The sequence below is a fragment of the Kangsaoukella pontilimi genome (assembly GCF_009830125.1).
Taxonomy (GTDB): Bacteria; Pseudomonadota; Alphaproteobacteria; order Rhodobacterales; family Rhodobacteraceae; genus Kangsaoukella; species Kangsaoukella pontilimi.
Map to the genome: position 1 here is coordinate 202,296 of NZ_WUPT01000003.1, position 23,639 is coordinate 225,934.

Sequence of the window (23,639 nt, forward strand, 5' to 3'; positions counted from 1 at the left end):
GATGGAGGTCGTCCTCTCCTGCCTCGTGGGCGTGCTGTCGGCGGCGGCGATCTATCTGATGCTGTCGCGCGATCTGCTCCGGTTCCTGTTCGGGCTGATCCTGATCTCGAACGCGGCGAACCTTGCCATCTTCACGTCGGGCCGCCTGATCACGGGGAACCCGCCGCTGATCCTCGAAGGGCAGGATTTCCCGGTGGACGAGGCCGCCAACGCGCTGCCGCAGGCGCTGGTCCTGACGGCCATCGTCATCGGCTTCGGCCTGTTCGCTTTCGCGCTGACGCTGACGCTGAAGGCCTATCGCCGGCTGGGCACGCTCGACACGTCCGAGATGCGGGTTGCGGAGCCGAGAGAAGAATGAGCTGGGTCCTGTCCCTTCCCCTGCTGATCCCCTTCGGCGCGGCGGTTCTGGCGTTCCTGCTTAAGGACCGGCCCTCGGGCGCGTGGGTGAGCGTGCTCGGTTCGGGCGCGATGCTGATCGCGTCCATCGTGCTGATGGTCAACGTACTGGCCGAAGGCGTGATCGCCGGTCAGATGGGCGGCTGGCCCGCGCCGTTCGGGATCACGCTGGTCTCGGACCTGTTGTCGGCCGTCATGGTGGTGATCACAGCGATCACGGCGCTGGCGGTGTCTATCTATGCGCTGGCCGATGTGCGGCCCCGGATCGCGGGGCTGGGTTATCACGCGCTGTTTCAGGTGCTGATCGCGGGCGTGGCGGGCGCCTTCCTGACCGGCGACCTCTTCAACCTTTATGTCTGGTTCGAGGTGATGCTGATCGCGTCCTTCGGCCTTCTGGTCATGGGCGGCAGCCGCGAGCAGATCGACGGCGGCGTGAAATACGTGGCGCTGAACCTGATCTCGACGATCCTGTTCCTGACCGGCATCGGCATCCTTTACGGGATGACCGGAACGCTCAACATGGCGGACCTTGCCGTGACCGTGCCCGAGGTCGAGAACCAGGCGATGGTCACCGTCGTCGCCATGATGTTCATGGTGGCCTTCGGCGTGAAGGCGGCGGTCTTCCCGCTGTTCTTCTGGCTGCCCGCAGCCTATCACACGCCCGCATTTTCCACCTCTGCCGTGTTCGCGGGCCTTCTGACCAAGGTCGGGGTATATGCGCTGATCCGGATGTTCACGCTGGTCTTCGTGGGGGACATCAGCTTCACCCATGAGGTACTGCTCTGGGTCGCCTGTTTCACGATGGTGACGGGCGTTCTGGGCGCGGCGGCGCAGAACGATTTCCGGAAGATCCTGTCGTTCCACATCGTCAGTCAGATCGGCTACATGATTCTGGGCCTTGCCCTGATGACGCCCCTCGCAATCCTTGGGGCGGTCTTCTACCTGGTCCACCACATCATCGTGAAGGCGAACCTGTTCCTGGTCGCGGGCGTGGCCAGCCGGATCGCGGGCGACACGGCGCTGAAAAAGATCGGCGGGCTTTACGCGTTTGCGCCACTTCTGGCGGTGCTGTTCCTGATCCCGGCATTCTCGCTGGCGGGCTTTCCGCCGCTCTCGGGCTTCTGGGCCAAGTTCCTGCTGGTCCGCGCGGCGCTGGAGGACGGCCACGGCTTCGTCGCCTTCGTGGCGCTGGCAGTAGGGGCGCTGACGATCTTCTCGATGACCAAGATCTGGGCCGAGGCTTTCTGGACGCCGCATCCCGAGGGCAAGGAACCGCGCTTGTCGCAGCTTGACGCCGCGACGCGCTGGTCGCTTCTTCTGCCAATAGCGGGGCTGGCGGTGCTGACCTGTATCGTGGGGCTTTTCCCCGAACCCTTCGTCCAGTTCGCGGAGCGTGCGGCGGGGCAACTTCTTGAGCCGACCGAGTATATCGAGACGGTTCTGGGGGCGCGGCCATGAACCTGTTCGCGATCAATATCCTTCTGGCGGTCGTCTGGGCCTCGCTCATGGCGGATTATTCGCTATCGTCGCTGGGGGCGGGCTTCGCGCTGGGATACGCGGCGCTCTGGGTGGCGCAGCCCTTGTTCGGGGGACCGTCTCTGTACCATCGGCGGGTATTCCGGATCGTTCGGCTGGTGCTCTTCTTCCTCTATGAGCTGGTGATCTCGTCGCTGCGCGTGGCGTGGGACGTCATCACGCCGTCGCACAAGTCGCGCCCGGCGATCATCGAGATGCCGCTCGACGTCAAAAGCGACATTGAGATCCTCCTCGTCACCAACCTGATCTCGCTTACCCCCGGTACGCTCAGCCTTGACGTCAGCCCTGACCGCAGCACCCTTATCGTCCACGCCATGTTCGCCGACGACCCCGAGGCGCTGATCCGCGAGTTGAAGGACGGGATGGAGCGCAAGGTGAAGGAGTGTTTCGAGCTATGACACCTGAGCAGTTCCTCGACCTTGCTATCGATGTCTCGTTCGCGCTGGTCATGGCGTCGGTCGCGCTTGGTTTCTACCGGATCGTGCGGGGCCCGAGTTTCGGGGACCGGGTGGTGTCGCTTGACATGCTGACCGTGTCGATCATGGGCTTTTGTGGGCTCTTCGCGATCTTCTCGGACGATACGGCATTCCTGGATGTGGCGGTGGTGCTGGCGCTCGTGGGCTTTTTGACCACGCTCGCGCTGGCGCGCTTCGCCGAGCGGCGACGCGCACGGCCGGAGGAAAGCGAATGACCGAGATCGCTGCCGGTCTTCTGGTGCTGACAGGCGCCGTGTTCTCGCTGATCGCGTCGATCGGCCTGATCCGGATGCCGGACATCTTCACGCGGATGCACGCCTCGACCAAGGCCGGGGTTCTTGGCTCGTCGTTGATCCTGATCGCCGCCGGGGTCGTGATCGGCGATGGCGGGACGTGGGCGCGGATCGTGGTGGCGATCTTCTTCCTGCTGCTGACTGCCCCCATCGGCGCGCATATGATCGGGCGCGCGTCCCTCGACGAGCATCATCGCCCGCGCCACAAGTGAGCCGGCGGAAGGACTATCCCGAGACGCCCGACGGGCGGTATTTCGTGTCGAAGGGGCGGCTTTGGCGGAAGACCGATCCGCGCCTCGATGACAGCACCCGGCGCGCGGCGGTCAAGGCGCTGATGCTGGCGCGCCGCGCCGTTTTTCAGGCCAAGACCGAGGACGAGACCCGTGCGGCCCGCGAGCGGGTTCATGAGGCAAAGTGCCGGTTGGGTGAACGCGGTCCGGTCTGGTGGGACGATGGCGCACCGGACGAGGGCGGGCGGCACCCGATGAATTCGAGCTATGACGGATGGTGGGCGGGCCTGTCGGACGAGGCCCGCGCCGAGGGCGAAGGGCGCAGTTAGGCGCGCGCCCATGCCTATGCGTCAGGCGGCGAGCGGAAGCTCGGCCACCGCGGCCTCGGCGGCTTTGAGCGTCGCCTCGGCGTCGATCGCAAGGCGGTCGGCCTTGACGAAGAGGACGTCAGTGATGCCGATAAAGGCGAGCGCGTGGCGCAGGTATCCCGTGGCGAAGTCGATGTCGGAGCCGACTTCGGTGCCGCCCGATGCGACCGTCACGATGGCGCGTTTGCCCGTCAGAAGACCTACCGGTCCGCTTTCGGTGTACCGGAAGGTGACGCCCCGCCGGGAGACGAGGTCGATCCACGCCTTGAGGCCGGAGGGAATGGCGAAGTTGTAGATCGGCAGCCCGATTACGAGGGTATCAGCCGCCTGAAGCTCGGCGATGAGGTCATCCGACAATTCGAGTGCGCGGGTCTGCTCGTCCGTGCGGTCTTCCGGGTCGGTGAAGGTGGCGCCGATCCACGTCTCGTCGATCAGCGGCAGCGGGGTGATCAGGTCACGCTTCGTGACCGCGACGTCGCCAGCGGCGGCAAAGCGGTCGATCACCTTGTCGTTCAGCTCGCGGGAAACCGATCCCTCGCGGCGGACCGATGCATCGATGCGCAGAATGTTCAGTGTCATGGGTCGTGCTCCTTAAAATACGATGAAAGGACACCTAGGTTCTGAGCCAGCACGTGCCTATCCGACGAAACCGAACCCGGATTGTGCGTTTTTGTGAAGATTGACGAATTAATTGGTTGGAAATCATATTTTCGCACGATAAACGCAGCAGGCCGCCTGCCGCCGAGAATGGACGAGACGATGTCGATCAGCACCTGGGATGAAATCCGAACCGCCTATCATGTCGCCCGCATGGGCACCGTCAGCGGCGCGGCCGAAGCGCTTGGCGTCCACCACGCCACGGTGATCCGCCATATCGACGCGCTGGAGGCGCGTCTGGGCGTGAAGCTGTTTCAGCGTCATGCGCGGGGCTACACCTCGACCGAGGCGGGTCAGGATCTGTTGCAGGTGGCGCAGGCCACCGACGACCAGTTCACCCAGCTTGTGGGCCGCATCCGGGGGCGGGGCGACGGAGTCTCGGGCGAGCTGGTGGTCACGTCGCTGTCGTCAGCGTCTCCGCGCCTGACCGGCACGCTGGCGCGGTTTCAGGCGCAGTATCCGGGCCTGATCGTGCGCTACCTGACAGGCGACGAGGTGCTGCGCCTTGAATATGGCGAGGCGCATGTAGCCGTCCGCGCGGGGCGCGCGCCCGACAACCCCGACAACGTCGTGCAACCCTTCGTGCCCCAGCGCGTGTCTCTCTTCGCCTCGGAATCCTATATCGCCGAGCATGGCCGGCCCGAGACCACCGAGGACCTGACCGGGCACAGCTTTGTCAGCCTCGATAATTTCGGATCGCGGGCGCCTTTCGTCCGCTGGCTGATGGAGCGGGTCACGCCCGAGCAGATCATCTTCCGGGGGACCGACAACCGCGTACTGCGGGACGCGATCATCGAAGGCGTGGGCATCGGCTTCATCAGCGACTGGGAGGCCGAGAAGTTTCCGACGCTCGTCCGGCTGTTCGACAGCCGCGAGGAATGGTCGGCGCCGCTCTGGCTGGTCACCCATGTGGATCTGCATCGGACGACCAAGGTGCAGGCCTTCCTGAAGTTCCTGAAAGAAGACGTGAAGAATTGGTAACGCCGCCTCTGACACGGCGGGACGAGACGCAGGGCCATCTGGCCATGCTGGCTTTTGCCATGCTGGTGGCGGGGTCCTTCTCGTTCGGCGGCAGGATCGCGAACCAGATCGATCCAATGGCGCTGACCGCGCTCAGGTTCGCGCTGGCGACGCTGGTTCTGGGCGCCGTGTCCTGGGCGACCGGGCAGATCGAGCGGAAGCTCTTCGCGGGCTGGTGGCGATATCTGCTGTTGGGCAGCCTCTTCGGCGCATATTTCGTCCTGATGTTCGAAGGCCTGAAGACGGCACCGCCGGTTTCGACCGCCGCTGTCTTCACCCTGACGCCGCTGATGGCGGCAGGGTTCGGATACCTCGTGATGCGGCAGGTGCTGACGCCTGCCATGGCGGTGGCGCTTGTGATCGGGGGCGCGGGCGCGCTCTGGGTCATTTTTCGGGGCGACCTTTCGGCGCTTCTGGCCTTCGAGATCGGGCGGGGCGAGGCGATCTATTTCTGGGGCTGCCTGGCGCACGCGCTCTACATCCCGCTGGTCGCAAAGCTTAGCCGTGGCGAGGGCGTCTTCGCCTTCGCCGCCGGGACCGCCGCAGGGGGCGCGGTGCTTGTGGGGCTTCTCGGGTTTCGACAGATCGTATCGACGGATTGGGCGGCACTGCCCGCAACCGTCTGGGCGACGCTGGCCTATCTGGTGATCTTCGCCTCGGCGGCGTCGATCAGCCTGATCCAGTTCGCCTCGCGCCGGCTGAAGGCGGCCAAGGTCATGGCCTATACCTATCTGGTCCCGAGCTTCGTCATCCTGTGGGAGCTGGTCCTGACCGGGGGACTTCCCCCCGCTCTCGTCCTTCCGGGAGTGGCGCTCACAGTCCTGGCGCTGATGCTTCTTCTGCGCGAGGGACGCGCCCAGGCCGCCTGACGGAACCAATTCTCTTTGTCAGACGTTAAAACGCCGAATGCAAAGAGGGAGAGTATCAGTGCGTAACATCATCTATATCATCGGCCTTATCGTCGTCATCATCGCGGTCCTCAGCCTTGTGGGCCTCGTCTGACGCGAATTGACCGGCCAGAAAGACCTCGAACGCATCGAGGTCGAGGCCTTCGAACTGACCAAAACTTGCGATCCAGACCGATGCCTCGCGCATCGCGTCTGGTTCCAGTTTGCACCATTTCACCCGCCCGCGCTTTTCCTGGCTGATCAGCCCGGCACGGGTAAGGATCGTGAGGTGCTTCGAGATCGCGGCAAGCGACATCTCGAACGGGTCCGCCACATCCGTGACGGCCATATCGTCTTCCAGAAGCATCGTCAGAATCCGGCGGCGTGTCGGATCGGCCAGAGCGGCGAAAACAGTATCGAGATCGGGACGCATGGTTTCCCTGTTGGACGGCGTGGTCCGAAAGTCAACCAATCGGTTGAATGTGCAAAAACGCCCGATATGCCCGGACATGGGGCGCGACAGAATGGCGTTTCAGAGAATTTCGTAATTAGAACAGAGGGATGCGATCCATGCGCCCGCATTGACTCGGACGCCGCGCACCCGTAATTCGTCATCCGAGTTCTTTAGTGGGGCTGAAAGCCGTGGCCATGGCCGATCAGGACGATCACAAGGCACGTCTGGAGGCACTTGAACGCCGGCTCGCGGCCAAGCGTGCGGCGGACGCGCCCAAACCCCACATGGAAGAGCACTATTCTCAGGCGCAACATGCCTGGCGGATGGTGGTCGAGCTTGTCGCGGGGCTGGGGATCGGCTTCGTCATAGGCTACGGGCTGGACACGGTCTTGGGGACGAAACCGTTCCTGATGGTGGTGTTCACGCTGTTGGGATTTGCCGCGGGGGTCAGAACGGTGATCCGGACGGCGCAGGAATTGCAGACGCGGGCCATGGCCGATCAGGCAGGCTCTGAACGCGAAGGGGAATGACGGTGGCAGAGGAAGCAAAAGGCGGCGGTCTTGAGTTTCACCCCATGGACCAGTTTCTGGTGAAACCGCTGTTCGGCGGCGACGCCGTGCACTGGTACACGGTCACCAACGTCACGCTCTGGATGGCGATTGCCGTTCTGGCAATTGCCGCGCTGATGGTGCTTGGCACCTCGGGCCGCGCGATCGTTCCGAACCGGGTTCAGTCCATCGCCGAGCTGTTTTACGGCTTCGTCTACAAGATGGTCGAGGACGTCACGGGCAAGGATGGGGTGAAATACTTTCCCTACATCATGACGCTTTTCGTCTTCATCTTCTTCTCGAACTTCCTCGGGCTGATCCCGATGAGCTTTACGACTACCTCGCACATCGCCGTGACGGCCGTGCTGGCGATCGCGGTATTCCTGACCGTGACGATTCTTGGCTTCGTCAAGAACGGCGCGGGCTTTCTCAGCCTGTTCTGGGTGTCCGCAGCGCCGCTGGCGCTCCGCCCGATCCTCGCCGTGATCGAGATCATCAGCTACTTCGTGCGCCCTGTCAGCCACTCGATCCGTCTTGCCGGCAACATGATGGCCGGCCACGCGGTTCTGAAGGTTTTCGCCGGTTTCGCTGCCATTGCGGCGATCTCGCCGGTCTCGGTTCTGGCCGTCGTCGCGATCTACGGGCTCGAGGTTCTGGTTTCGGCCATTCAGGCCTACGTGTTCACCATCCTGACCTGCGTCTATCTGAAGGACGCGCTGCATCCGCATCACTAAGGGTCAGGCCTTAATCAAGCTACTCAACTTCCAACCGTAAGGAGACATCGACATGGAAGGCGATATCGCAAACATGGGTCAATTCATCGGCGCCGGTCTGGCTGCCATCGGTTCCGGCGCTGCCGCTATCGGTGTGGGTCACGTCGCTGGTAACTTCCTCGCGGGCGCGCTCCGCAACCCGTCGGCCGCTGCCGGCCAGACCGCGACGCTGTTCATCGGCATCGCCTTCGCAGAAGCACTGGGCATCTTCGCGTTCCTCGTGTCGCTTCTGCTGATGTTCGCCGTCTAAGCGACCATCTGACGATCCTTACGGCCGGGCAGGGGCGCCAAGCGCGCACCAGCCCGGTGTCACCGAGGTTTTACGGAGGCCATCATGGCTACCGAAACACATGGGGCGGAAGAAAGCGCATCGGGCCTTCCACAGCTCGACTTTTCGACCTTCCCGAACCAGATTTTCTGGCTCGTCGTCACGCTGATCGTGATCTATCTGATCCTCAGCCGTGTGGCGCTTCCGCGGATCGCATCCGTTCTGGCCGAGCGTCAGGGGGCGATTACCAACGATATCGCCGCAGCCGAAGAGCTGAAGCAGAAGGCCGCCGAGGCCGAAGCCGCCTATGAAAAGGCGCTGGCCGACGCACGTGCCGAAGCCGGGCGCATCGCCGCCGAGGCCAAGGCCGAAATGCAGGCCGAGGTAGATGCTGCGGTCCAGAAGGCCGACGCTGAAATCGCCGCCCGCACCGCCGAGGGTGAAGCGCGCATCGCGGAGATCCGCGACGGTGCCGCCACTGCGGTGAACCAGGTTGCCAAGGACACGGCAGAAGCCGTCGCCGCCGCGCTTGGGGTGGATGTCGATCGGGCCGCTCTGGAAGCTGCCGTCGACGAGCGGACGAAAGGATGACGCCGATGAGCCTTCGCCTGACCGCCACCCTTCTGGCCCTTGCCGCCGCGACGCCCGCGGCTGCGGCCACGAAGAACATCTTCTCGTCCGAGTTCTACAAGCTGTCGAACACGGACTTCATCGTCCTGATCGCGTTCATCGTTTTCATCGGCGTGCTGATCTACTTCAAGGTGCCCGCCATGATCGGCGGCATGCTGGACAAGCGTGCCGCTGGCATCCAGTCGGAACTGGACGAGGCTCGCGCTCTGCGGGAGGAGGCTCAGACGCTTCTGGCCAGCTACGAGCGCAAGCAGCGCGAAGTTCAGGAGCAGGCCGACCGCATCGTTGCCCAGGCCAAGGAAAGTGCCAAGGAAAGCGCCGAACAGGCCAAGGCCGACCTTGAAAAGTCGATCGAGCGCCGCCTGAAAGCCGCCGAAGACCAGATCGCCTCGGCCGAAGCCGCCGCCGTCAAGCAGGTGCGCGACGAGGCCGCCCGGGTTGCCGTCAATGCCGCCGGCGATGTGATCCAGAAGCAGCTATCCGACGCCAAGGCCGCGATCCTGGTGGACGACGCGATTGCGACCGTAAAAGCCAAGCTGCACTGACGCTCGTTGCTGGAGAGAATAGGAAAGCCCGGTCGGTGACCGGGCTTTTTTGTTTTGGGTCAGGTGCGGCAGATGCCCTATTCCGGGAGACCCGCGTCGATCCACATTTCAATCAGCCTGATCTGCTCTTCCGGCAACGGCCTACTGAGGAAAGGCATTCGTGGCTTGCTCTCGCCCCGGAGGCGCCTGATCAGCTCGCTACCGGAGACATTTCCCGCCACCAGCACGGCTCCGTTTTCGCTCCCTGCAAGCGCTGCAGAATAATCGTCCAGCAGCAGCCCCTTTGAGGCTCCTGCAACTTTCGAATGACACATCGTACAGCGCTCGGCGAAGATCTCGGCGACATCCGACCAATGCGGAGTCAGTGCGGGCTCAGCCGCGGAGGCAACCGAGGCCGTCCCGGCGAACAACGCCGAACAGATGGTCGCAACTGCCTTCATTTTCTGTGTCGACTTTCAGGGTTACGGGCCGAGAACATCCTAGCGAGGTTGTCTCGAATGCGGCAAGCCGGGCAAGCATGATGGCAAATTAAAGCGGATGCTCATTTTTTGTGCTATTCTGGTTTTTTCCAGACGCAGAAGCGCTGGTGAAATGGAACGGGGGATGAAATGCATATCAAGATGAAACTGGCAGTCTGTGTAGTATGTGCACCAACATTCGCTTTCGCCGTGGATGTGGACCTCGACGCAATGAGAGCCAGTGTCGAAAAGTACAAGGATATCAATGTGGCGCTGGCAGAAGGCTACATTACGCCTGACAACCACTGTGTCTCTGCTGAAGCTGAAGGATTGCCGCCCGAACTGGGTGCGATGGGTATCCACTACATACACCCGGCGATGCTCAAGATAACCGGCACCGAACCGAGAGTTAATGGCGAGTCGACCTATACCGACTGGGCACAACCATCGATCCTGATCTACGAACCTCAGGCGGATGGGTCGATGGAGCTGGTCGCTGTCGAGAACCTTGTATTCGAAGCCGCCTGGGAAAGTGCCGGTATGGGAGAAGCGCCGGTACTGAACGGTCGAACCTGGGATCATATGGCTGACGATCCGTCGACGGCTGGAGACGAAGCGCACGGATTCATGCCGCACTACGATCAGCACGTCTGGTTGTTCCGCGAGAATCCGATGGGTGCTCTGATGCCGTTCAATCCCAACGTCACGTGCGAGCACGCTCATAGCTGAACCCAGGATCACGGGGTAATTGCGGGAGCACTCCCGGGTGCTCTCGCAACCCGCCGGAAGCTGATGCCGGACGTAGCGGCCGGCCTGTCCCGCGTTGTTGTCCAACGGCGGCGCCCGGATTCATGCCCTCTGCGAAAGATCGGCACCGAAGACAGCGCCGTACCGACCGCCCGGGGCTGAAGTTGCGGTCTGTCGGAATTCCTTTCCATTCCTCGCCGCTCCGCCAAAGCTGCACTGCAGCACTGCCATTCGGGAGGTTGAGATGGCCGGGACACCGCTTTTGATCAAGCGCTGCGGGAGCCTGCGGTTCGGTTGCACTGAGGCGTCTGGTTGCGTGACGCTCAAAGAGGTCTGTCGGAAGCGTTTCGGCAGGTGTGAACCTTCAGTGTGCTTCAGGCATAACGTGTCCTGAAAGAGGAGCGCGGCAATCACATCGGGTCTAGCTGGATGCCTCTGTGCGTCTCCGTCCGCATGGCATTCCCGGGACCAGTGCCGTCAGAGGAACATCAACAGCAGTAAGAGCAGACCTATTCCGCTTCCGCCCGATGCTGCGTCAACCATGAGCAAGGCCGCATTGCTTTCCAGCTCGTGGCTTTCCATCGGCAGCGCACCTGCCTGATCGGCACATGGCAGCAGGGGCAGACCATCGTAAGGGTTCTCTTCTGAAAGCTCGGTTGGTGTTCCGGTGGACCAGCTCGAAATTTCGGTGGCACCGGCTTCTGTCTTGGCAAAGGCGAGACGGATGACTTCGTGAGGACTATCAAGGGAAAAGGACAGACCGTTCTCGGTCGCAGTCGGTGAAAACGCCTCGCGCACACCGATCGCATAGGTCTCCGCCTCCGGGCTTTCATCGACTGCCGCATTGTCCGCAATGCCGAAGATGGACATCCAGTCCTCGGGTGTTTCACCTGTCAGCCTTTCGGCCCAGACTTCCTTATAGACGCAGCCCAGATTCGCTATTTCAAGGTTGACCTCACCCGGTGCGCGGTCGCCGGCGGCGACAAAGACGATGAGCTTGTCTTCGTTCTCGAAGCCGTACGTCGTCGCCAGTGCTTTCGGATCATAGTCGCCATCGGAACTCAGAACGTGAGTGCCGTCGACGCTTTCGTAGATCATCTCCAGCATTTCCGCGCCGACGAAGTCGTAGGCCTCGCCACTTTCGCTCCAACTCGTCCGGCCGGGGTGAATGAGATCGGTGCCATAATGCGCAGCGGCGTCCGCACCGGCTTCTGCATAGCTTGAAAAACTCTCGAGGATATAGGCTGCATGTTCCTGACCGTAGGCGGCCTGATCGAGAGTGTCCTGCCAATAGGCTTCGAACTCCGAAGTCGTTCGGCCCTGAAGATCGACATCCGAAGCATCGAGGTCGACTCCGTGCGAGGCTTTGTATTCGAGATAGTCCTTCAGGACGCCGTTCCGCGTCAACGTGACCGTGTTCCAGGCGGAAACGAAAAGGTCGACCTCGGTTCCGGTGTCTTCATTCCATGCGTCCAGGATCAACTCGAGTTCGTCGATCCGGGAATCGATGCCCTGTGGCTGATAGGCGAAACGGTGATGTATGAGCGTGTCGACGGCCGCGCTGGAAAAATCCGAAAGAGCGTCGCGTATCTGTATATCGTCTTCCAACGTCTTACCGGCCTGGATCGCGATGGTGACGTCGGCTTCGATCAGATTCACGCTCGGATCGTTGAGCGCCTGGGCAATCTCCGTAATCATGACATCTGCGACTGCGCCATATTGGCTGGCAGCGTAAGGACCATCGAAATGCGCGTAATATTCGCTTCCGACTTCGAAGATCAGTTCCTTCGGCAAGTGTCCGAGGTCGCCGGAAAGCAGAGTCTCGAGGAAACGCGACAGGTCGGCTTGAAGTCCGGACAGATCGTCGACGTATCGGGCGGTGGGAAGAACCACGGATAGAGACGCATCCTGAGCGAGCGCAGTCTCCATCATGTCCCCGAGCGCGGGCTTGTTGTTGTCAGGATTCTGCAACCCGTCAAACTCGAAGCCGAAACGGTCGTCCCGTATTTCCGCGAGGGTTCCGCCCGGCCACACGATCAGGCCGACATTCGTATCTTCTGTCTGGTCGAGAAAACGCTGCACATTGCGATAGCTGATATATCGCACTCCGAAGAGCTGGTCGGTTAGGGCTTCGGTGGGATTTGCATAGGAGCCCGTACCGGTCGTCAGCTGCACAGCCAGCGGCATGTAATTCACTCCGATCGTGGGCGCGTAGGTTTTTCGCGATCGTTCGAACGCGGCAGAGTAGTCATGTGCCGAGTGCCGGCACGATCATCGCCCTCACCCAAGTGAAAGGCGGGCACGTATCGACCGGGGCCTGACCGAGAAGCGCGAGAACCCGAGAGACAGACCACGCTTCGAATTGGAATGCCGCAAAGACATCCGGGAACTCAGGCTGCGAGCGCAGGGCTAAATGAAATGATCTTGGTTTGCGGCCTGCTGTTGGTTCGCATGGATGCCGCACCTTGCGACGCGGTGAAGGCCGCGTCGCTCACTTCGGATCTGAAGGACCCGTACTGGATAGCGTTCAAGGCGATCAGTCGGCGCCGACGGGCTTTGAGGATGATTTCGGATTCCATACTTTTTACTCCTTCACTTGCTGCCCTTTTATCCTGCCACAGAAAGCGCTCTCAGCGGTGAGAGCGGGAGTATCGTTTCGGGGAAAGAGGGATAGGGGTGGTGCCAACAGGGATATGAGTCCAACCAAAAGGAGGAGTGGCTCGTGATCTTCCTTGATCTCAGGATGGTGTCCCCGTCGGTCTTGCCGACGTTCACGCCGGAAATCCGCCGCCGACAGAATTCCTTTTCTTTCCAAGCCACGACGCCTAAGCTGCACTGCAGCACTGCCATTCGGGAGGTTGAGATGGCCGGGACACCGCTTTTGATCAAGCGCTACGCGAGCCGGCGGCTCTATAACACCGAGACGTCGGATTACGTGACGCTGGAAGATATCGCGGGGTTCATCCGCGACGGGCGCGAGGTGCAGATTGTGGACCTCAAGTCGGGCGACGACCTGACGCGGCAGTACCTGCTGCAGATCATCGCGGAGCATGAGAGCCGCGGCGAGAACGTGCTGCCTCTGGATGTGCTGACCGACCTCGTGCGGTCCTACACGACGCAGGCGCAGTCGGTGGTGCCGCAATTCCTCGCCATGAGCTTCGAGATGCTGCGCGACGGGCAATCTAAGATGATCGAGGGCATGACCAGCCCGATGAGTTCGATGCCAGGCTTCGAGGCGATGAAGGCGCAGCAGGCGGCCTTCATGAAGGCGATGACCGGTGGCTTCGCCGGCCCGTGGGGCGCGTCGGGACCCACGCCCGATGACGACGAGGACGACGACAAGCCCGACGCGCAAAGCGAACTGGATGCGATCCGCACGCAGCTTGCTGCGATGCAAGAGCAACTGTCCAAGATGGGCGGGAAGAAGGGCGGCTGACCGCCGCCCCTTCGCTTACCGGAAGATCGAGCGGACCGAGTCCGCCAGAAGCTGCACCACGACCGCCTCGCTGAGATAGCCGGTCTCGGGCAGGTTGCGCGCAGCCTGATAGCGGCGGAGCGCGCGACGCGTGTCATCATCGAAGACCCCGTCCACCGAACCCGGCCGCAGGTCGAGCGAGGCGAGGCGCTGCTCGATCAGCCGCCGGGACTGGGCCGAGAGGTTCAGAGCCTGTTCCTCGGCTGCGGCGCGGCGTTGGGTGTCGGATTGCGCGGCGGCGGACTCCAGCTCGCGGATGCGCGCCTCCGCCTCGGCGCGGAAGGCACCGTCCGGCTGAACCTCCAGATAGTCGCGATAGGCCTGCGGGCTGTCCTGCGAGCGCGCCTCGTCCCAGAGCTGTCTGTCGAGCGCCGAGGCATTGGCGCGCTTGGACTGTTCGATCCTGTCAAGCTCGGCGCGGGCCTCTTCCGCGAACTCGCCGTCAGGGAAGCGTTCCAGATAGGCGGTCAGCCCCGCCTCGTCGCCAGCGGCGCCGGTTTCCTGCCAGAAGGCGCGGTCGGCGGCCAGTTGCTCCTGCCGGCGGCGCTCGGCCTCGATTTCAAGCTCGACCGCGCGGCGTTCGGCCTGCGCGTCCAGCCGTGTGATCTGGTCCCGCGTGAGGAAGCCGGTGGCATCAAGGCCGTTCGCCTCTTGCCACGCGCCGATGGCCCCCCGCGTTCCGCGTCCGAAGATGCCGTCAATGCCGCGCGTGTTGTAGTCGAGCAAGGACAGGTCGCGCTGAATCTCACGCCGCGCATCGCGGGAGAGATCAAGCGCCGCCTCTTCGCGTTCCGCCCGCGCCTCGGGTGTGTCGACAAGGGCGTCGATCCGGGTCTCGGCCATGATGCGGAACTGCCCGTCCGGGAAGGCGTCGAGATAGGTGCGATACGCTTCTGCCGTCCCGGCGGCGTCGGCCTCGCGCCAGGCGCGGATGTCGGCGCGGGTCTGGTCGGCATCGGGCTCGGGCGCGGGGGCGGGCGGCTCGGGCCGGGGGCGCGCGACTTCGGTCAGGAACGCCTGACCGTCGGCCAGAAAACCGCTGACGGTCAGGTCGGCGTCTTCGGCAATTGTGTCAAGCGCCGCGCCGGGGCGGGCCAGCGGTCCGGAGAGAAAGCGTGCGACGTCGCGCGGTGTTCCTTCCAGAACCGTGACCCCCTGCGGGATATCCAGTGCCCCCGTCCCGATAGACAGAAGCGGGCCGAAATCGCCCGCCGTGCCGTCCGTGGCGAGGATCAGAAGCGCCTGTCCCGGCTTTTCTGCCAGATAGGCCATCACCGTGCTGAGTGGCAGCGATGCGCCGGGCAGCGTGGCGAGCGGTTCGGGGCCGGTATCGGTCGGCAGAAAGTAGGTCTCGGTCGAGGAGGCGACGAAACGGCCCGAGAGCACGACCAGAAGCCGGTCGGCGGCGCTGGCCATCTGGCCGAACTCGCTGAGGGCGGAGAGTGTCTCGTCACGGTTGCCATCGGCGAGGGACAGCACCGTCACGCCGGCGGCGGCGAGGCGCCCGGTCGCGTCGGCGGGTTCGTCACCGCGTCTGACGTCGCTCGCCCGCCGGTAATCCTCGTTGGCAAGGACGAGCGCCAGCGGATCGGCGGCGGCGGCGAAGGGCAGGCCCAGCACAAGGCAGAGAGCGGCGGAAGCGGTCAAACCGTATTTCATCGTCAAACCTTTCTATCTGTCCCCAGCCTAGCGTGCGGGCAGGCAAAGGGGAGGGGCAGGCGCAGCGCATCGGCGGAAGATCGCCCTTGAAGCCCGGTCGCCATGGCCCATTATGCGTTACAACCCGAAGCAGGAGAGTGCGTTCCAATGAATATCGAGTTGCTCAAGGCCCTTTGCGAAACCCCCGGCGTGCCCGGTCACGAGGAGCGGGTGCGCGACCTGATTCGGGCCGAGGTGGAGGATCTGTTCGACGATATTCATGAGGACCCGATGGGTTCGCTCCACTGTGTGCGGAAGGGCGAGGGCGATGCGCCCGAGCGGATCATGCTCCTCTGCCACATGGACGAGATTGGGTTTCTGGTCAGCCACATCACGGACAAGGGGTTCCTCTACCTTCAGCCGGTGGGCGGCTTTGACCCGAGGAACCTGTTCTCGCGCCGGGTTCTGGTGTCGACGGCGGATGGCGACATCAAGGCGGTGATGAACCCGGGCGGGCGGCCCGTGCATATCTCCAGCCCCGAAGACCGCAAGAAAATCCCGCAGCCCCACGAGTTCTTCGTGGATACGGGCCTTGGGGAGGAGACCAAGGAAAAGGTTCGCGTGGGCGACATGGTCACCATGGACGAGCCGTTTCTGGAGCTGGGCGACAAGGTCGTGTCCAAGGCGCTGGACAACCGGGTGGCCTGCTGGCTGGGTATCGAGGCCGCGCGGGGTCTGGGCAAGGGCAGGACCAAGGCGGAAATCCACGTGGTTTTCACCAGCCAGGAAGAGGTGGGTCTGAGGGGCGCGCGGACGGCGGCCTATCATGTAAAACCCGATATCGGCATCGGGATCGACGTAACGCTCTCCTGCGACACGCCTGGCGTTCCCGAGCAGGACCGGACCACGACGCAGGGCGAGGGCTTTGGCCTGCACCTGAGGGACGGGTCCTTCATCGCCGACAAGAAGCTGGTCGAGGAAATCGCCGGCATCGCCGAGAAAGAGGGCATCAAGTATCAGCGCACGATGCTCCGGTCAGGCGGTCAGGACGGCGCGGCGGCCCAGCAGGCGGCGGCAGGTGCACGCGCCGTGGGGATCGTGGTGGGCACGCGTTATATCCACACGGTCACCGAGATGATCCACAAGAGTGACCTTGAGGCTGCGCGGGACATTCTGGTGGCGTTTCTGAAGTCGCGGTGAGGGGGGCTGGGATCCGAAGCCCCCTGTCTGGGCAGGTCAGATTTCCAGAACAAGAGGGCAGTGATCCGACACTTCGGGATCGGATATTACATCGAAGCCCTTCACGTCCTCTTCCCGGTCGATAAGCATATAGTCGGCAAACCTTCCTGGTTTGCTGTAATGCGACGTTCGTGTGCTGTCGAAGCCGCGCCCCGTAACCAGTTCGTTCAGTTCTGCATCGCGGAGGATCGAGAGCGTTGCGCTGTCCGGTTCGACGTTGAAGTCACCGCAGATCACCGTCAGGTCATTTTCTCCGGCGAGTTGGCGCGAGAGCTCCAGCAACTTGCACGCCTGATCTTCGCGTTCCGGCGTATCCATCTTGCCGTTCAGATCCCGCAGCCCGTGCATATGGGTGATGCTCACGGCCCGATCGCCGCCATAGTCCCAGACCCGCACCCCATGGGCGCTGCGCGAGCGGGGGTGCTCGCCGTATCCCGCAGGTGAGTAATCCTTGTGAACGAACCCCTGGACCTGTCCGATGATCGGAAATGACCGATGCACGTAGGTTGCAAGGCCCCATTGCGATGAGATCGACACATCGTCGTCCCAAAGAACGCCCTGTGCAGCGGGGCAGAAGACCGCGACATGTTCCGGCAAAGCGTTCGAGACATCGCGAAACAGGTTGGCGCGTTGCGGAAGAACGTGATCCCCGTCCCGATAGGTGAGCCAGTCCTTTGTCGACTGTGGGCTGTGTATCACCTCTTGCAGACATAGAATGTCGGGCGCCGTCTCTGCGAGCTAGGGCAGAAGCGCTTCATGGAGTTTTCCACCCCATCCGTTCAGACACATGATTTTCAATGCGTGATCCTTTTCCGGCAGCGAACACTTGCAACACCGATGGCACTTGGCAAGTCGGGCTTGAAACCGGCGCTGCCTGCGATTGTCGGGCGAGCCGTCGGCACGTTGTCACCCCGCGACCGGTATCTCCCTAATCACTCGCGCCGGGTTCCCGGCCGCGAAGACGCGGGGTGGGAGCGAGCGGGTGACGACTGCGCCCGCGCCTACGGTGGTACCGTCCCCGATGGTAACGCCGCCGAGGATGATCGCACCCGCCCCGATCCAGCATTGCTTGCCGATCGTGATAGGCTTGTTGATGCTGATCCCCGCCCTGAAGGCGCCGGTCTCGGGGTCGGTGATCACGCGCTCTTCCGGCAGAAGCGAGTGGCCCGCGGTGATCAGCATCACGTTGGGCGCGATCAGCGTCTCGTCCCCGATGCGGATATCGGCGCCGTCCATGAAGGTGATGTTGGAATTGATCAGGCAGCGGTCACCGACGAAGATGTGTTTTCCGTATTCCCAGTGGATAGGCGGGTTGAAGAAGCTCTCCCCGAAGGCGCCAAGGGCATCGCGCAGCATCTGGCGGCGGACTGCGGGGTCGATGCCCGATCCCGCGGTTTCGTTGATGCGGCGGTTCCGCTCGGAGGCTTCCGCTTGCAGGCGAAAGATCTCGGGGTCCGGGTTGCTATAGGGCAGGCCCGCGCGCATTTTCTCGAATTCCGTCATCGCGTCGGTCATGTCGTCGCCCCTTCTCCTGCGTTCCCGCACAGGCCGACAGTATTCTGGCGAAGCGCGGATGGAATTGCACGATGCAAAAGCGCGTCGTTTTGGATAGTGTTGGCTTGCACTGAAACGAGACGACCCATGGCGCAGTCAGACGACGACAAGATCCAAGGCCGCATTCACGGCCCCCAGCACGAAGCGGAGGAAGAGAATATCTTCCTGCGGCTCGTTTACATGATCCTGATTGCGGTCATGATTTCCTTTGCTCAGACCATCCTTGGCGTGCTGACCGTGATCCAGTTCGTGATCATGCTGATTAACCGGAAAGAGCCGAACGAGCGGATTGCAGAGGTGGGTACCGATCTGGGGGTCTGGGTCGCGAAGGCCGCGCGCTATCAGACGGCGGCGAGCAACGTCAAACCCTGGCCCTGGACCGAGCTGGACTAGGGGCCGCGACGTCCGCGCCCTGTGGCCACGAAAAAAGGGCGGGGTTTCCCCCGCCCATTCAAACCTGTCACACGAGGGTGCGTCAGTTGAAGCTGTAGACCAGTGAAACACCGAAAGTGTTGTCGGTGCTTTTCGAATTGTCCGCCGGATCGGTGTGGAACTCGGTCAGGACGCTTGTCCGGAGTGCGAGCGTGTCTGTCATCGAGACGCTCACCGCCAGATCGTTGAAAACGACCGTGTCGGATTCCGACGCCACGATATCGGTGTCGTTGGTCAGCCACACGGTTTCGCTGAGACGGTTGGCATAGTCGGACGACAGTCCAAGCGCGCCTTCGCTGATATTGGCGTCGGCAACGTCGCTGAGGTCCGCGAAGCGGTAGCCGGGGCCACCCTGAACCGACCACTGGGTGTCGGCAGTGTTCACGACGCGGTAGCCCAGGCCGAAGCTGACGAAGGTGTCGCTTTCGAAGGACGAGAACTCGTCCACGGCGCCCTGGATTTTGGCGAAGCCGAAAGTGCGCGTGTTCAGGTCACGGGTATATTCGAGACCGTAGAACAGGTCTTCCTTGGTCCTGGAGCCGGCGGTGTCGCCATAGGCATAGTTCAGCGCCAGGTTGACGCCGTTGACGCCACGAACCCAGTTCAGGTCTGCGCCGATGCCGACGTCGGATTCTTTCGTGTTGCCGCTGGACGCGGTGCCACGGAGGGCGAAAGAGCCGGTGAAGCCGTCCGGGCGGCCTTCGTTGCCGAAGCGGTCGAGATCGCGTTCTGCGTCATCTTCGATGGCTTCGATGAGATCTTCATTCAGGTCGTCGGCCACATTGGTGCCGGTGAAGACCGTCTGAGCGAAGCCAGCATTGGTCAAAAGCACCACACCTGCGACCGCGCCGAGCGCGATGCGATAAGAAGTGTTCATGTTACATTTTCCTGAGAGTAGAGCGGAACTGTTCCGCTTGGGATAGAGCGGAACCGTTCCGCTTGCAGGTCAGATACACCCTTTTGGCCCCCGCGCGAGGGATCACCTCTTGCCTGCGTCGCTCAGCGGACCCTGGTCGGCATTTCCGTCACATAATCAAGATTATTGCGCCTCATTTTCTGAGGAAAGTCGCGACGGCTTCATGTGAATGCTGCGGCGCAGAAATTATTTTCAGGAGGCTCTTGAAAGCGGGCCAGGGGCACATGTGCCCTGGGAGCCCCAAACGAAAAACGCCGCCCGGTGGGGCGGCGTTTCCGAGTCGGCTGGCAAGTGGCTCAGAAGCCCAGGCCCTCGTACTTTTTCTTGAACTTCGACACGCGGCCGCCGGTGTCCATCAGGCGCGACGAGCCGCCGGTCCATGCGGGGTGGACGGTGGGGTCGATGTCGAGCGAAAGCTGGTCGCCCTCGGCGCCCCAGGTCGACTTCATCTGGACGACGTCGCCATTGGTCATCTTGACGTCGATGATGTGGTAATCGGGATGAATGTCTTTTTTCATCGTCTCTGCTCCTTACGCGTCTGCGTTCAGCGGCTTGTAGCCGGTGTCTTCCGCGATACGGGCCGATTTGCCGCGACGCGAACGGAGATAGTACAGCTTGGCGCGGCGGACGCGGCCACGGCGCACGACGGTGATCGAGTCGATATTGGTCGAGTGCAGCGGGAACACACGCTCGACGCCTTCACCGAACGAAATCTTGCGGACGGTGAACGATCCGGCAATGCCCGCGCCGTTCTTGCGGCTGATGCAAACGCCTTCGTAGTTCTGCACGCGGGTGCGCGTGCCTTCCGTCACCTTGTAGCCGACGCGGATGGTGTCACCCGCTTTGAAATCCGGAATGTCCTTCCCGAGCTGGGCTACCTGCTCGGCTTCCAATTCAGCGATCAGGTCCATCTGATCCACTCCTATCTTGCCCCCGGTTGATCCGGAGAGGTCTGGTGCCGCCTCAGAGCTCCGTGCCTTGGATCGGGTCCGCATGTGCGCCCGACGGAGGTTCAGGTCGTCGTTCCTTGTTCAGCCGTATCCTGTCCGCGTTGGTCCAAAGGCGAGGGCCGCGAAATAGATGACGGGTCCACTGGCCTGATTCAGGCGTGAACCCGCGCCGTATAAGGGCAGTCGTCCCATGGATCAAGGGGTTTGGCCCCTAGTCCGCGTAGGAATAGTCCAGCCGGGGAGGGCGGAGGTGCAGGCCCTTGTCGGGGCTGAAGGCAAAGGCCGAGGTATAGCGCCGCGCGCCCTGGTCGGGGGCGGGTCCTGTCCGGGCCAGAAGGCCTTTGGGACGGGGCAGCTTCGGCAGGTTGCGGCGCTTCTCGATCCGCTCGATATCGCGGATTACCTCGCGGTCGCCATAGCCTTCTATGGACCGGAGGAACCGGCCGGATGCGATCGAATGAAGCGCATAGAAGTCGGAGTTGTAGCGCCGCACGACACGGACGAAGGCGGCAACCGTATCGCCGTCGCGTTCGGCTACCGCGTGGTCGAGCCGTTTGTGATAGACGAAACCCCGGATGAAGTCGGACGCGGTGGCCTTGTCGCACTGGGGCTGGGCGAGAATCCAGAAGGCGGCCTTGAGCCGTCCGCCCCGTTCGATCCCGTCTGGATTGGCGGCGATTGCGTGCCAGAGCTCGGCATCGGCATCGGGCTGCCCCTTCAGGAAAGGCCCCCAGCCATTGGCCAGCAGGTGGTTCATCGAGCCGCCGCCGATCTCTTTGAGCCACGCCTCGTAGGCGGCGCGCTCGGCGGCGCGGGCGGCGTACCAGGCATCTACCTTTTCTCTCAGCCCGGTGAAACGTGTGCGGTCCTCGATATCGCGAAGGTATTTCGCACGCGGCTTCTGCCGGTCGTCGCCAGAAGGGTCGGCGTACATGTAGAGCGCGTAGATTGAGCGGACTTCGTCATCCGACAGTGCTCTGTCGGGAGCATCCTTCGTCCAGCTTCGGCGGAGTTTGTCGATTGCCTCGGCAACGAGGCGGCGGGGGTGGTCGGCGGCAAGATGTTCGGTCCCGTCCGCAGACAGCGCCGGTTCGCGTTCCATCGTCATGCGGCGGGCGCGCTTGAGGCGTCGCCGCGACCCCGGCACCATCAGGCCCAGCCGGCCATGCCGGACCTGCCACCAGAAGCGCAGCTTCCGAAGTGCGAGCGCCAGAAGGACAAAGGCGGCGACAAGCGGTCCGACCATGACAGGGCTGAGCGCGCCCTCGGCCAGAAGGCCGAACGCGACGATCAGGGCGGCGAAAGAGCAGGCCGCGAAGATGTAATCGACGAGAACACGCACCGGTCCTGAATCCCCTTGTCAGCCCCAAGGATGACAGCGAAACCGGGCAGAAATTTGGCTTCGGCGCTATTTACGAAGTTTTTCGTAGGCTTCCCAAAGGTCAGGCCGTCGCTCGCGGGTCAGACGCTCGGCTTCGTCCTGGCGCCAGGCGGCGACCTTGCCGTGATCCCCGGACGTCAGCACCTCGGGAATGGTCAGGCCCTGCCACGTGGCGGGGCGGGTGTATTGCGGGTGTTCCAGAAGACCGTTGGAGAAACTTTCCTCTTCGGTCGAGGCGGCATTACCGAGAATGCCGGGACGCAGCCGCACCGACGCGTCCAGCATCGCCTGCGCCGCGATCTCGCCCCCCGTCAGGACGAAATCCCCGAGAGAGACTTCTTCGATCCGGTGGTGGTCGAGCACGCGCTGGTCGACCCCCTCGAAGCGCCCGCAGATCAGCGTGACGCCATCCGCCGCGGCCCATTTGCGTGCGGTGGTCTGCGTGAACGGCTTGCCGCGCGGGCTGAGATAGACGAGCGGCCAGCGCGCCCGGTCGTCCGGCCTGCCCTGCATCGCCATGCGGATGGCGCGAGACAGAATATCGGCGCGGAGCACCATGCCGGCGCCGCCGCCCGCCGGCGTGTCATCGACGTTGCGGTGCTTGCCCTCGCCAAAGAGGCGAAGGTCGATGGGATCGAGCCGCCAGAGCCCCTGATCCAGCGCCTTGCCCGTCAGCGACAGGCCGAGCGTGCCGGGGAACGCCTCGGGGAAGAGCGTGATGACCTTGGCGGTCCACGCGCCTTTCAGTGCCGGGCGGTCGGCCATCAGGTCGCGCGGCTGGATCGACGCGCCGATGGTCAGGCGGCCGTGGGATTTGCCGGGGCCGGTCACTCGAACAACCCCTCGGGCGGGTCGGCGACGATCCGGCCCGCGGTCAGGTCGACCGTGGGCACGGCAGCCTTGGTGAAGGGCAGGAGGACGGGTTGCTTCAGCCCCTTGCCCGCCACTTCCAGAAGATCGCCCGCGCCGTGATTGAGCACCGCCTTGACGCGGCCCAATTCGGCCCCGCCGGTATCCACCACGGTCAGACCGATCAGGTCGGCGTGGTAGAACTCGTCATCCGGCAGGGCAGGCAGACGGTCGCGCGGGGCATAGAGCCGCGTGCCGCGCAGGGCATCGGCGGCCTCTTTCGTGGCCACGCCCGTCAGGCGCGCGGCAAACCCCGCCTTGACGGGACGCGTCAGGCGCACCTCCCACGATGCCGCCCCGTCCTCGGACGAGAGCGGCCCGTAGGTCGCGATGTCTTCGGGCTCGGCGCAGAAGCTTTTCAGCCGCACCTCGCCCTTGACCCCGAAGGACCCCGCGATTGCGCCGACGCAGACCCGGTCAGCCATGAGATGCCCGGCTTATTCCGCGGTCTCTTCGGCGGCGGCTTCCTCGGCAGGAGCTTCCTCGGCCGGGGCTTCCGACGCGGCAGCGGCCTTGGCGGCTTTCTCTTCAGCGCGCTCTTCGGCCTTCTTGCCCGGCTTCGCCTTGTTCGGGTTGTTGCGCTCGGTCTTTTCGCGGACGCCGGCGGCTTCCAGCATGCGGGCGATCCGGTCGGTCGGCTGTGCGCCCTGACCCAGCCAGTACTCGACGCGCTCCATGTTCATCTTGACGCGGTCTTCGCTGTCCTTCGGCAGAAGCGGGTTGTAGGTGCCCAGCTTCTCGATGAAGCGGCCATCGCGCGGCATACGGCTGTCGGCGGCGACGATCGAGTAGTGCGGGCGCTTTTTCGAGCCACCGCGGGCAAGACGGATTTTCATAGCCATGGTATTGATCCTTCTGG

The 23,639-nt window shown here is 63.1% G+C and carries 31 protein-coding genes and 1 pseudogene; 17 read left to right on the top strand and 15 right to left on the bottom strand.

Annotation, left to right across the window (positions count from 1 at the left end):
• Window position 1: 1 nt before the first annotated feature.
• Genes GQ651_RS16520 through GQ651_RS16545 form a run of 6 tightly spaced genes read left to right on the top strand, consistent with a single transcriptional unit; the run spans window position 2 to window position 3,260 of the window.
• Window positions 2-358 carry a Na+/H+ antiporter subunit C gene (locus GQ651_RS16520; protein WP_160765382.1) on the top strand — a complete coding sequence of 119 codons (357 nt, stop codon included), beginning with the start codon at window positions 2-4 and terminating at the stop codon, window positions 356-358.
• Window positions 355-1,854 (top strand): Na+/H+ antiporter subunit D, encoded by a 1,500-nt coding sequence (locus GQ651_RS16525; protein ID WP_160765383.1) that lies wholly within the window; start codon window positions 355-357, stop codon window positions 1,852-1,854. Before GQ651_RS16520 ends, GQ651_RS16525 begins: the two co-directional genes overlap by 4 nt.
• Window positions 1,851-2,330, top strand: a complete 480-nt coding sequence (locus tag GQ651_RS16530) for a Na+/H+ antiporter subunit E (protein WP_160765384.1) — start codon at window positions 1,851-1,853, stop codon at window positions 2,328-2,330. Before GQ651_RS16525 ends, GQ651_RS16530 begins: the two co-directional genes overlap by 4 nt.
• The gene (locus tag GQ651_RS16535) at window positions 2,327-2,623 is read left to right on the top strand and encodes a monovalent cation/H+ antiporter complex subunit F (RefSeq protein WP_160765385.1); all 297 of its coding nucleotides are present in this window, start codon (window positions 2,327-2,329) and stop codon (window positions 2,621-2,623) included. The genes GQ651_RS16530 and GQ651_RS16535 overlap by 4 nt, the downstream gene beginning before the upstream one ends.
• Window positions 2,620-2,913, top strand: coding sequence for a monovalent cation/H(+) antiporter subunit G (gene mnhG, locus GQ651_RS16540; RefSeq protein ID WP_160765386.1), 294 nt, complete (start codon window positions 2,620-2,622; stop codon window positions 2,911-2,913). Before GQ651_RS16535 ends, mnhG begins: the two co-directional genes overlap by 4 nt.
• On the top strand, window positions 2,910-3,260 hold the full coding sequence (locus GQ651_RS16545; RefSeq protein ID WP_160765387.1) for a hypothetical protein: 351 nt from the start codon (window positions 2,910-2,912) through the stop codon (window positions 3,258-3,260). Before mnhG ends, GQ651_RS16545 begins: the two co-directional genes overlap by 4 nt.
• Window positions 3,261-3,281: 21 nt before the next feature.
• Here the strand turns inward: GQ651_RS16545 and GQ651_RS16550 are convergent, their stop codons facing one another.
• Window positions 3,282-3,878, bottom strand: a complete 597-nt coding sequence (locus tag GQ651_RS16550) for an FMN-dependent NADH-azoreductase (protein WP_160765388.1) — start codon at window positions 3,876-3,878, stop codon at window positions 3,282-3,284.
• A 186-nt stretch (window positions 3,879-4,064) separates the two neighbouring features.
• Here GQ651_RS16550 and GQ651_RS16555 point away from each other — a divergent pair, with 186 nt between their 5' ends.
• Together GQ651_RS16555 and GQ651_RS16560 are read left to right on the top strand one after the other, a co-directional pair.
• Entirely contained in the window at window positions 4,065-4,937 is an 873-nt protein-coding gene (locus GQ651_RS16555) for a LysR family transcriptional regulator (protein ID WP_160765492.1), read from the top strand.
• A complete protein-coding gene (locus GQ651_RS16560; protein WP_319637472.1) occupies window positions 4,931-5,845 on the top strand; it encodes a DMT family transporter in 915 nt (304 codons plus the stop codon). The genes GQ651_RS16555 and GQ651_RS16560 overlap by 7 nt, the downstream gene beginning before the upstream one ends.
• Before the next feature lie 55 nt (window positions 5,846-5,900).
• Here the strand turns inward: GQ651_RS16560 and GQ651_RS16565 are convergent, their stop codons facing one another.
• Window positions 5,901-6,296, bottom strand: a complete 396-nt coding sequence (locus GQ651_RS16565; protein ID WP_160765389.1) for an ArsR/SmtB family transcription factor — start codon at window positions 6,294-6,296, stop codon at window positions 5,901-5,903.
• Between the two features lie 215 nt (window positions 6,297-6,511).
• Here GQ651_RS16565 and GQ651_RS16570 point away from each other — a divergent pair, with 215 nt between their 5' ends.
• The 5 genes from GQ651_RS16570 to GQ651_RS16590 all read left to right on the top strand — a co-directional run bounded on the left by GQ651_RS16570 (window position 6,512) and on the right by GQ651_RS16590 (window position 9,081).
• Window positions 6,512-6,847: an AtpZ/AtpI family protein gene (locus tag GQ651_RS16570; RefSeq protein ID WP_160765390.1), complete on the top strand. Its 336-nt coding sequence runs from the start codon at window positions 6,512-6,514 to the stop codon at window positions 6,845-6,847.
• On the top strand, window positions 6,844-7,599 hold the full coding sequence (locus tag GQ651_RS16575) for a F0F1 ATP synthase subunit A (RefSeq protein ID WP_227258314.1): 756 nt from the start codon (window positions 6,844-6,846) through the stop codon (window positions 7,597-7,599). Before GQ651_RS16570 ends, GQ651_RS16575 begins: the two co-directional genes overlap by 4 nt.
• Window positions 7,600-7,651: 52 nt before the next feature.
• Window positions 7,652-7,888 (top strand): F0F1 ATP synthase subunit C, encoded by a 237-nt coding sequence (locus tag GQ651_RS16580; protein ID WP_160765392.1) that lies wholly within the window; start codon window positions 7,652-7,654, stop codon window positions 7,886-7,888.
• An 84-nt stretch (window positions 7,889-7,972) separates the two neighbouring features.
• Window positions 7,973-8,497: a F0F1 ATP synthase subunit B' gene (locus GQ651_RS16585; protein ID WP_160765393.1), complete on the top strand. Its 525-nt coding sequence runs from the start codon at window positions 7,973-7,975 to the stop codon at window positions 8,495-8,497.
• Window positions 8,498-8,502: 5 nt separating this feature from the next.
• Complete coding sequence (locus GQ651_RS16590) at window positions 8,503-9,081, top strand: F0F1 ATP synthase subunit B (RefSeq protein WP_406565473.1); 579 nt, start codon at window positions 8,503-8,505, stop codon at window positions 9,079-9,081.
• 77 nt (window positions 9,082-9,158) lie between these two features.
• Here the strand turns inward: GQ651_RS16590 and GQ651_RS16595 are convergent, their stop codons facing one another.
• Window positions 9,159-9,521, bottom strand: a complete 363-nt coding sequence (locus GQ651_RS16595) for a c-type cytochrome domain-containing protein (protein ID WP_160765395.1) — start codon at window positions 9,519-9,521, stop codon at window positions 9,159-9,161.
• Between the two features lie 168 nt (window positions 9,522-9,689).
• Here GQ651_RS16595 and GQ651_RS16600 point away from each other — a divergent pair, with 168 nt between their 5' ends.
• Window positions 9,690-10,268: a hypothetical protein gene (locus tag GQ651_RS16600; protein WP_227258315.1), complete on the top strand. Its 579-nt coding sequence runs from the start codon at window positions 9,690-9,692 to the stop codon at window positions 10,266-10,268.
• A 495-nt stretch (window positions 10,269-10,763) separates the two neighbouring features.
• Here GQ651_RS16600 and GQ651_RS16605 read toward each other — a convergent pair whose 3' ends face one another.
• Window positions 10,764-12,473 carry a hypothetical protein gene (locus GQ651_RS16605; RefSeq protein WP_160765396.1) on the bottom strand — a complete coding sequence of 570 codons (1,710 nt, stop codon included), beginning with the start codon at window positions 12,471-12,473 and terminating at the stop codon, window positions 10,764-10,766.
• A gap of 203 nt (window positions 12,474-12,676) precedes the next feature.
• A complete protein-coding gene (locus GQ651_RS16610; RefSeq protein ID WP_160765397.1) occupies window positions 12,677-12,865 on the bottom strand; it encodes a hypothetical protein in 189 nt (62 codons plus the stop codon).
• 284 nt (window positions 12,866-13,149) lie between these two features.
• On the opposite strand from GQ651_RS16610, the gene phaR reads away from it, so the two are divergent.
• A complete protein-coding gene (gene phaR / locus GQ651_RS16615; protein WP_160765398.1) occupies window positions 13,150-13,722 on the top strand; it encodes a polyhydroxyalkanoate synthesis repressor PhaR in 573 nt (190 codons plus the stop codon).
• A gap of 15 nt (window positions 13,723-13,737) precedes the next feature.
• Here the strand turns inward: phaR and GQ651_RS16620 are convergent, their stop codons facing one another.
• Window positions 13,738-15,420 carry a peptidoglycan-binding protein gene (locus GQ651_RS16620; RefSeq protein ID WP_160765399.1) on the bottom strand — a complete coding sequence of 561 codons (1,683 nt, stop codon included), beginning with the start codon at window positions 15,418-15,420 and terminating at the stop codon, window positions 13,738-13,740.
• Window positions 15,421-15,567: 147 nt separating this feature from the next.
• Here GQ651_RS16620 and GQ651_RS16625 point away from each other — a divergent pair, with 147 nt between their 5' ends.
• Window positions 15,568-16,599: a M42 family metallopeptidase gene (locus tag GQ651_RS16625; RefSeq protein ID WP_160765400.1), complete on the top strand. Its 1,032-nt coding sequence runs from the start codon at window positions 15,568-15,570 to the stop codon at window positions 16,597-16,599.
• A 36-nt stretch (window positions 16,600-16,635) separates the two neighbouring features.
• Here GQ651_RS16625 and GQ651_RS16630 read toward each other — a convergent pair.
• Window positions 16,636-17,361 (bottom strand): annotated as a pseudogene (locus GQ651_RS16630) (endonuclease/exonuclease/phosphatase family protein); the annotation flags it as partial.
• Between the two features lie 183 nt (window positions 17,362-17,544).
• A complete protein-coding gene (locus GQ651_RS16635; protein WP_160765401.1) occupies window positions 17,545-18,153 on the bottom strand; it encodes a sugar O-acetyltransferase in 609 nt (202 codons plus the stop codon).
• A gap of 126 nt (window positions 18,154-18,279) precedes the next feature.
• Between GQ651_RS16635 and GQ651_RS16640 the strand changes: the two genes are divergently transcribed.
• Window positions 18,280-18,585, top strand: a complete 306-nt coding sequence (locus GQ651_RS16640) for a DUF4389 domain-containing protein (protein WP_160765402.1) — start codon at window positions 18,280-18,282, stop codon at window positions 18,583-18,585.
• Between the two features lie 82 nt (window positions 18,586-18,667).
• Here GQ651_RS16640 and GQ651_RS16645 read toward each other — a convergent pair whose 3' ends face one another.
• From GQ651_RS16645 to rpsP, 7 genes are all read right to left on the bottom strand, one after another.
• The gene (locus GQ651_RS16645; protein WP_160765403.1) at window positions 18,668-19,501 is read right to left on the bottom strand and encodes a DUF481 domain-containing protein; all 834 of its coding nucleotides are present in this window, start codon (window positions 19,499-19,501) and stop codon (window positions 18,668-18,670) included.
• Between the two features lie 335 nt (window positions 19,502-19,836).
• A complete protein-coding gene (rpmE, locus tag GQ651_RS16650; RefSeq protein ID WP_160765404.1) occupies window positions 19,837-20,058 on the bottom strand; it encodes a 50S ribosomal protein L31 in 222 nt (73 codons plus the stop codon).
• 12 nt (window positions 20,059-20,070) lie between these two features.
• Entirely contained in the window at window positions 20,071-20,451 is a 381-nt protein-coding gene (gene rplS, locus GQ651_RS16655; RefSeq protein WP_160765405.1) for a 50S ribosomal protein L19, read from the bottom strand.
• 250 nt (window positions 20,452-20,701) lie between these two features.
• Complete coding sequence (locus GQ651_RS16660) at window positions 20,702-21,832, bottom strand: hypothetical protein (protein WP_160765406.1); 1,131 nt, start codon at window positions 21,830-21,832, stop codon at window positions 20,702-20,704.
• 66 nt (window positions 21,833-21,898) lie between these two features.
• The gene (gene trmD, locus GQ651_RS16665; protein WP_319637473.1) at window positions 21,899-22,702 is read right to left on the bottom strand and encodes a tRNA (guanosine(37)-N1)-methyltransferase TrmD; all 804 of its coding nucleotides are present in this window, start codon (window positions 22,700-22,702) and stop codon (window positions 21,899-21,901) included.
• Entirely contained in the window at window positions 22,699-23,205 is a 507-nt protein-coding gene (gene rimM, locus GQ651_RS16670) for a ribosome maturation factor RimM (protein ID WP_160765407.1), read from the bottom strand. The genes trmD and rimM overlap by 4 nt, the downstream gene beginning before the upstream one ends.
• Before the next feature lie 12 nt (window positions 23,206-23,217).
• Window positions 23,218-23,622, bottom strand: coding sequence for a 30S ribosomal protein S16 (gene rpsP / locus GQ651_RS16675; protein WP_160765408.1), 405 nt, complete (start codon window positions 23,620-23,622; stop codon window positions 23,218-23,220).
• Between the last annotated feature and the right edge of the window lie 17 nt (window positions 23,623-23,639).

Bases quoted from the DNA above. Each gene is read 5' to 3' on its own strand.
- GQ651_RS16520 (WP_160765382.1), top strand. From the start codon at position 2: ATGGAGGTCGTCCTCTCCTGCCTCGTGGGCGTGCTGTCGGCGGCGGCG.
- GQ651_RS16525 (WP_160765383.1), top strand. From the start codon at position 355: ATGAGCTGGGTCCTGTCCCTTCCCCTGCTGATCCCCTTCGGCGCGGCG.
- GQ651_RS16530 (WP_160765384.1), top strand. From the start codon at position 1,851: ATGAACCTGTTCGCGATCAATATCCTTCTGGCGGTCGTCTGGGCCTCG.
- GQ651_RS16535 (WP_160765385.1), top strand. From the start codon at position 2,327: ATGACACCTGAGCAGTTCCTCGACCTTGCTATCGATGTCTCGTTCGCG.
- mnhG (WP_160765386.1), top strand. From the start codon at position 2,620: ATGACCGAGATCGCTGCCGGTCTTCTGGTGCTGACAGGCGCCGTGTTC.
- GQ651_RS16550 (WP_160765388.1), bottom strand. From the start codon at position 3,878: ATGACACTGAACATTCTGCGCATCGATGCATCGGTCCGCCGCGAGGGA.
- GQ651_RS16565 (WP_160765389.1), bottom strand. From the start codon at position 6,296: ATGCGTCCCGATCTCGATACTGTTTTCGCCGCTCTGGCCGATCCGACA.
- GQ651_RS16570 (WP_160765390.1), top strand. From the start codon at position 6,512: ATGGCCGATCAGGACGATCACAAGGCACGTCTGGAGGCACTTGAACGC.
- GQ651_RS16575 (WP_227258314.1), top strand. From the start codon at position 6,844: ATGACGGTGGCAGAGGAAGCAAAAGGCGGCGGTCTTGAGTTTCACCCC.
- GQ651_RS16580 (WP_160765392.1), top strand. From the start codon at position 7,652: ATGGAAGGCGATATCGCAAACATGGGTCAATTCATCGGCGCCGGTCTG.
- GQ651_RS16585 (WP_160765393.1), top strand. From the start codon at position 7,973: ATGGCTACCGAAACACATGGGGCGGAAGAAAGCGCATCGGGCCTTCCA.
- GQ651_RS16590 (WP_406565473.1), top strand. From the start codon at position 8,503: ATGAGCCTTCGCCTGACCGCCACCCTTCTGGCCCTTGCCGCCGCGACG.
- GQ651_RS16595 (WP_160765395.1), bottom strand. From the start codon at position 9,521: ATGAAGGCAGTTGCGACCATCTGTTCGGCGTTGTTCGCCGGGACGGCC.
- GQ651_RS16600 (WP_227258315.1), top strand. From the start codon at position 9,690: ATGCATATCAAGATGAAACTGGCAGTCTGTGTAGTATGTGCACCAACA.
- GQ651_RS16605 (WP_160765396.1), bottom strand. From the start codon at position 12,473: ATGCCGCTGGCTGTGCAGCTGACGACCGGTACGGGCTCCTATGCAAAT.
- GQ651_RS16610 (WP_160765397.1), bottom strand. From the start codon at position 12,865: ATGGAATCCGAAATCATCCTCAAAGCCCGTCGGCGCCGACTGATCGCC.
- phaR (WP_160765398.1), top strand. From the start codon at position 13,150: ATGGCCGGGACACCGCTTTTGATCAAGCGCTACGCGAGCCGGCGGCTC.
- GQ651_RS16620 (WP_160765399.1), bottom strand. From the start codon at position 15,420: ATGAAATACGGTTTGACCGCTTCCGCCGCTCTCTGCCTTGTGCTGGGC.
- GQ651_RS16625 (WP_160765400.1), top strand. From the start codon at position 15,568: ATGAATATCGAGTTGCTCAAGGCCCTTTGCGAAACCCCCGGCGTGCCC.
- GQ651_RS16635 (WP_160765401.1), bottom strand. From the start codon at position 18,153: ATGACCGACGCGATGACGGAATTCGAGAAAATGCGCGCGGGCCTGCCC.
- GQ651_RS16640 (WP_160765402.1), top strand. From the start codon at position 18,280: ATGGCGCAGTCAGACGACGACAAGATCCAAGGCCGCATTCACGGCCCC.
- GQ651_RS16645 (WP_160765403.1), bottom strand. From the start codon at position 19,501: ATGAACACTTCTTATCGCATCGCGCTCGGCGCGGTCGCAGGTGTGGTG.
- rpmE (WP_160765404.1), bottom strand. From the start codon at position 20,058: ATGAAAAAAGACATTCATCCCGATTACCACATCATCGACGTCAAGATG.
- rplS (WP_160765405.1), bottom strand. From the start codon at position 20,451: ATGGACCTGATCGCTGAATTGGAAGCCGAGCAGGTAGCCCAGCTCGGG.
- rimM (WP_160765407.1), bottom strand. From the start codon at position 23,205: ATGGCTGACCGGGTCTGCGTCGGCGCAATCGCGGGGTCCTTCGGGGTC.
- rpsP (WP_160765408.1), bottom strand. From the start codon at position 23,622: ATGGCTATGAAAATCCGTCTTGCCCGCGGTGGCTCGAAAAAGCGCCCG.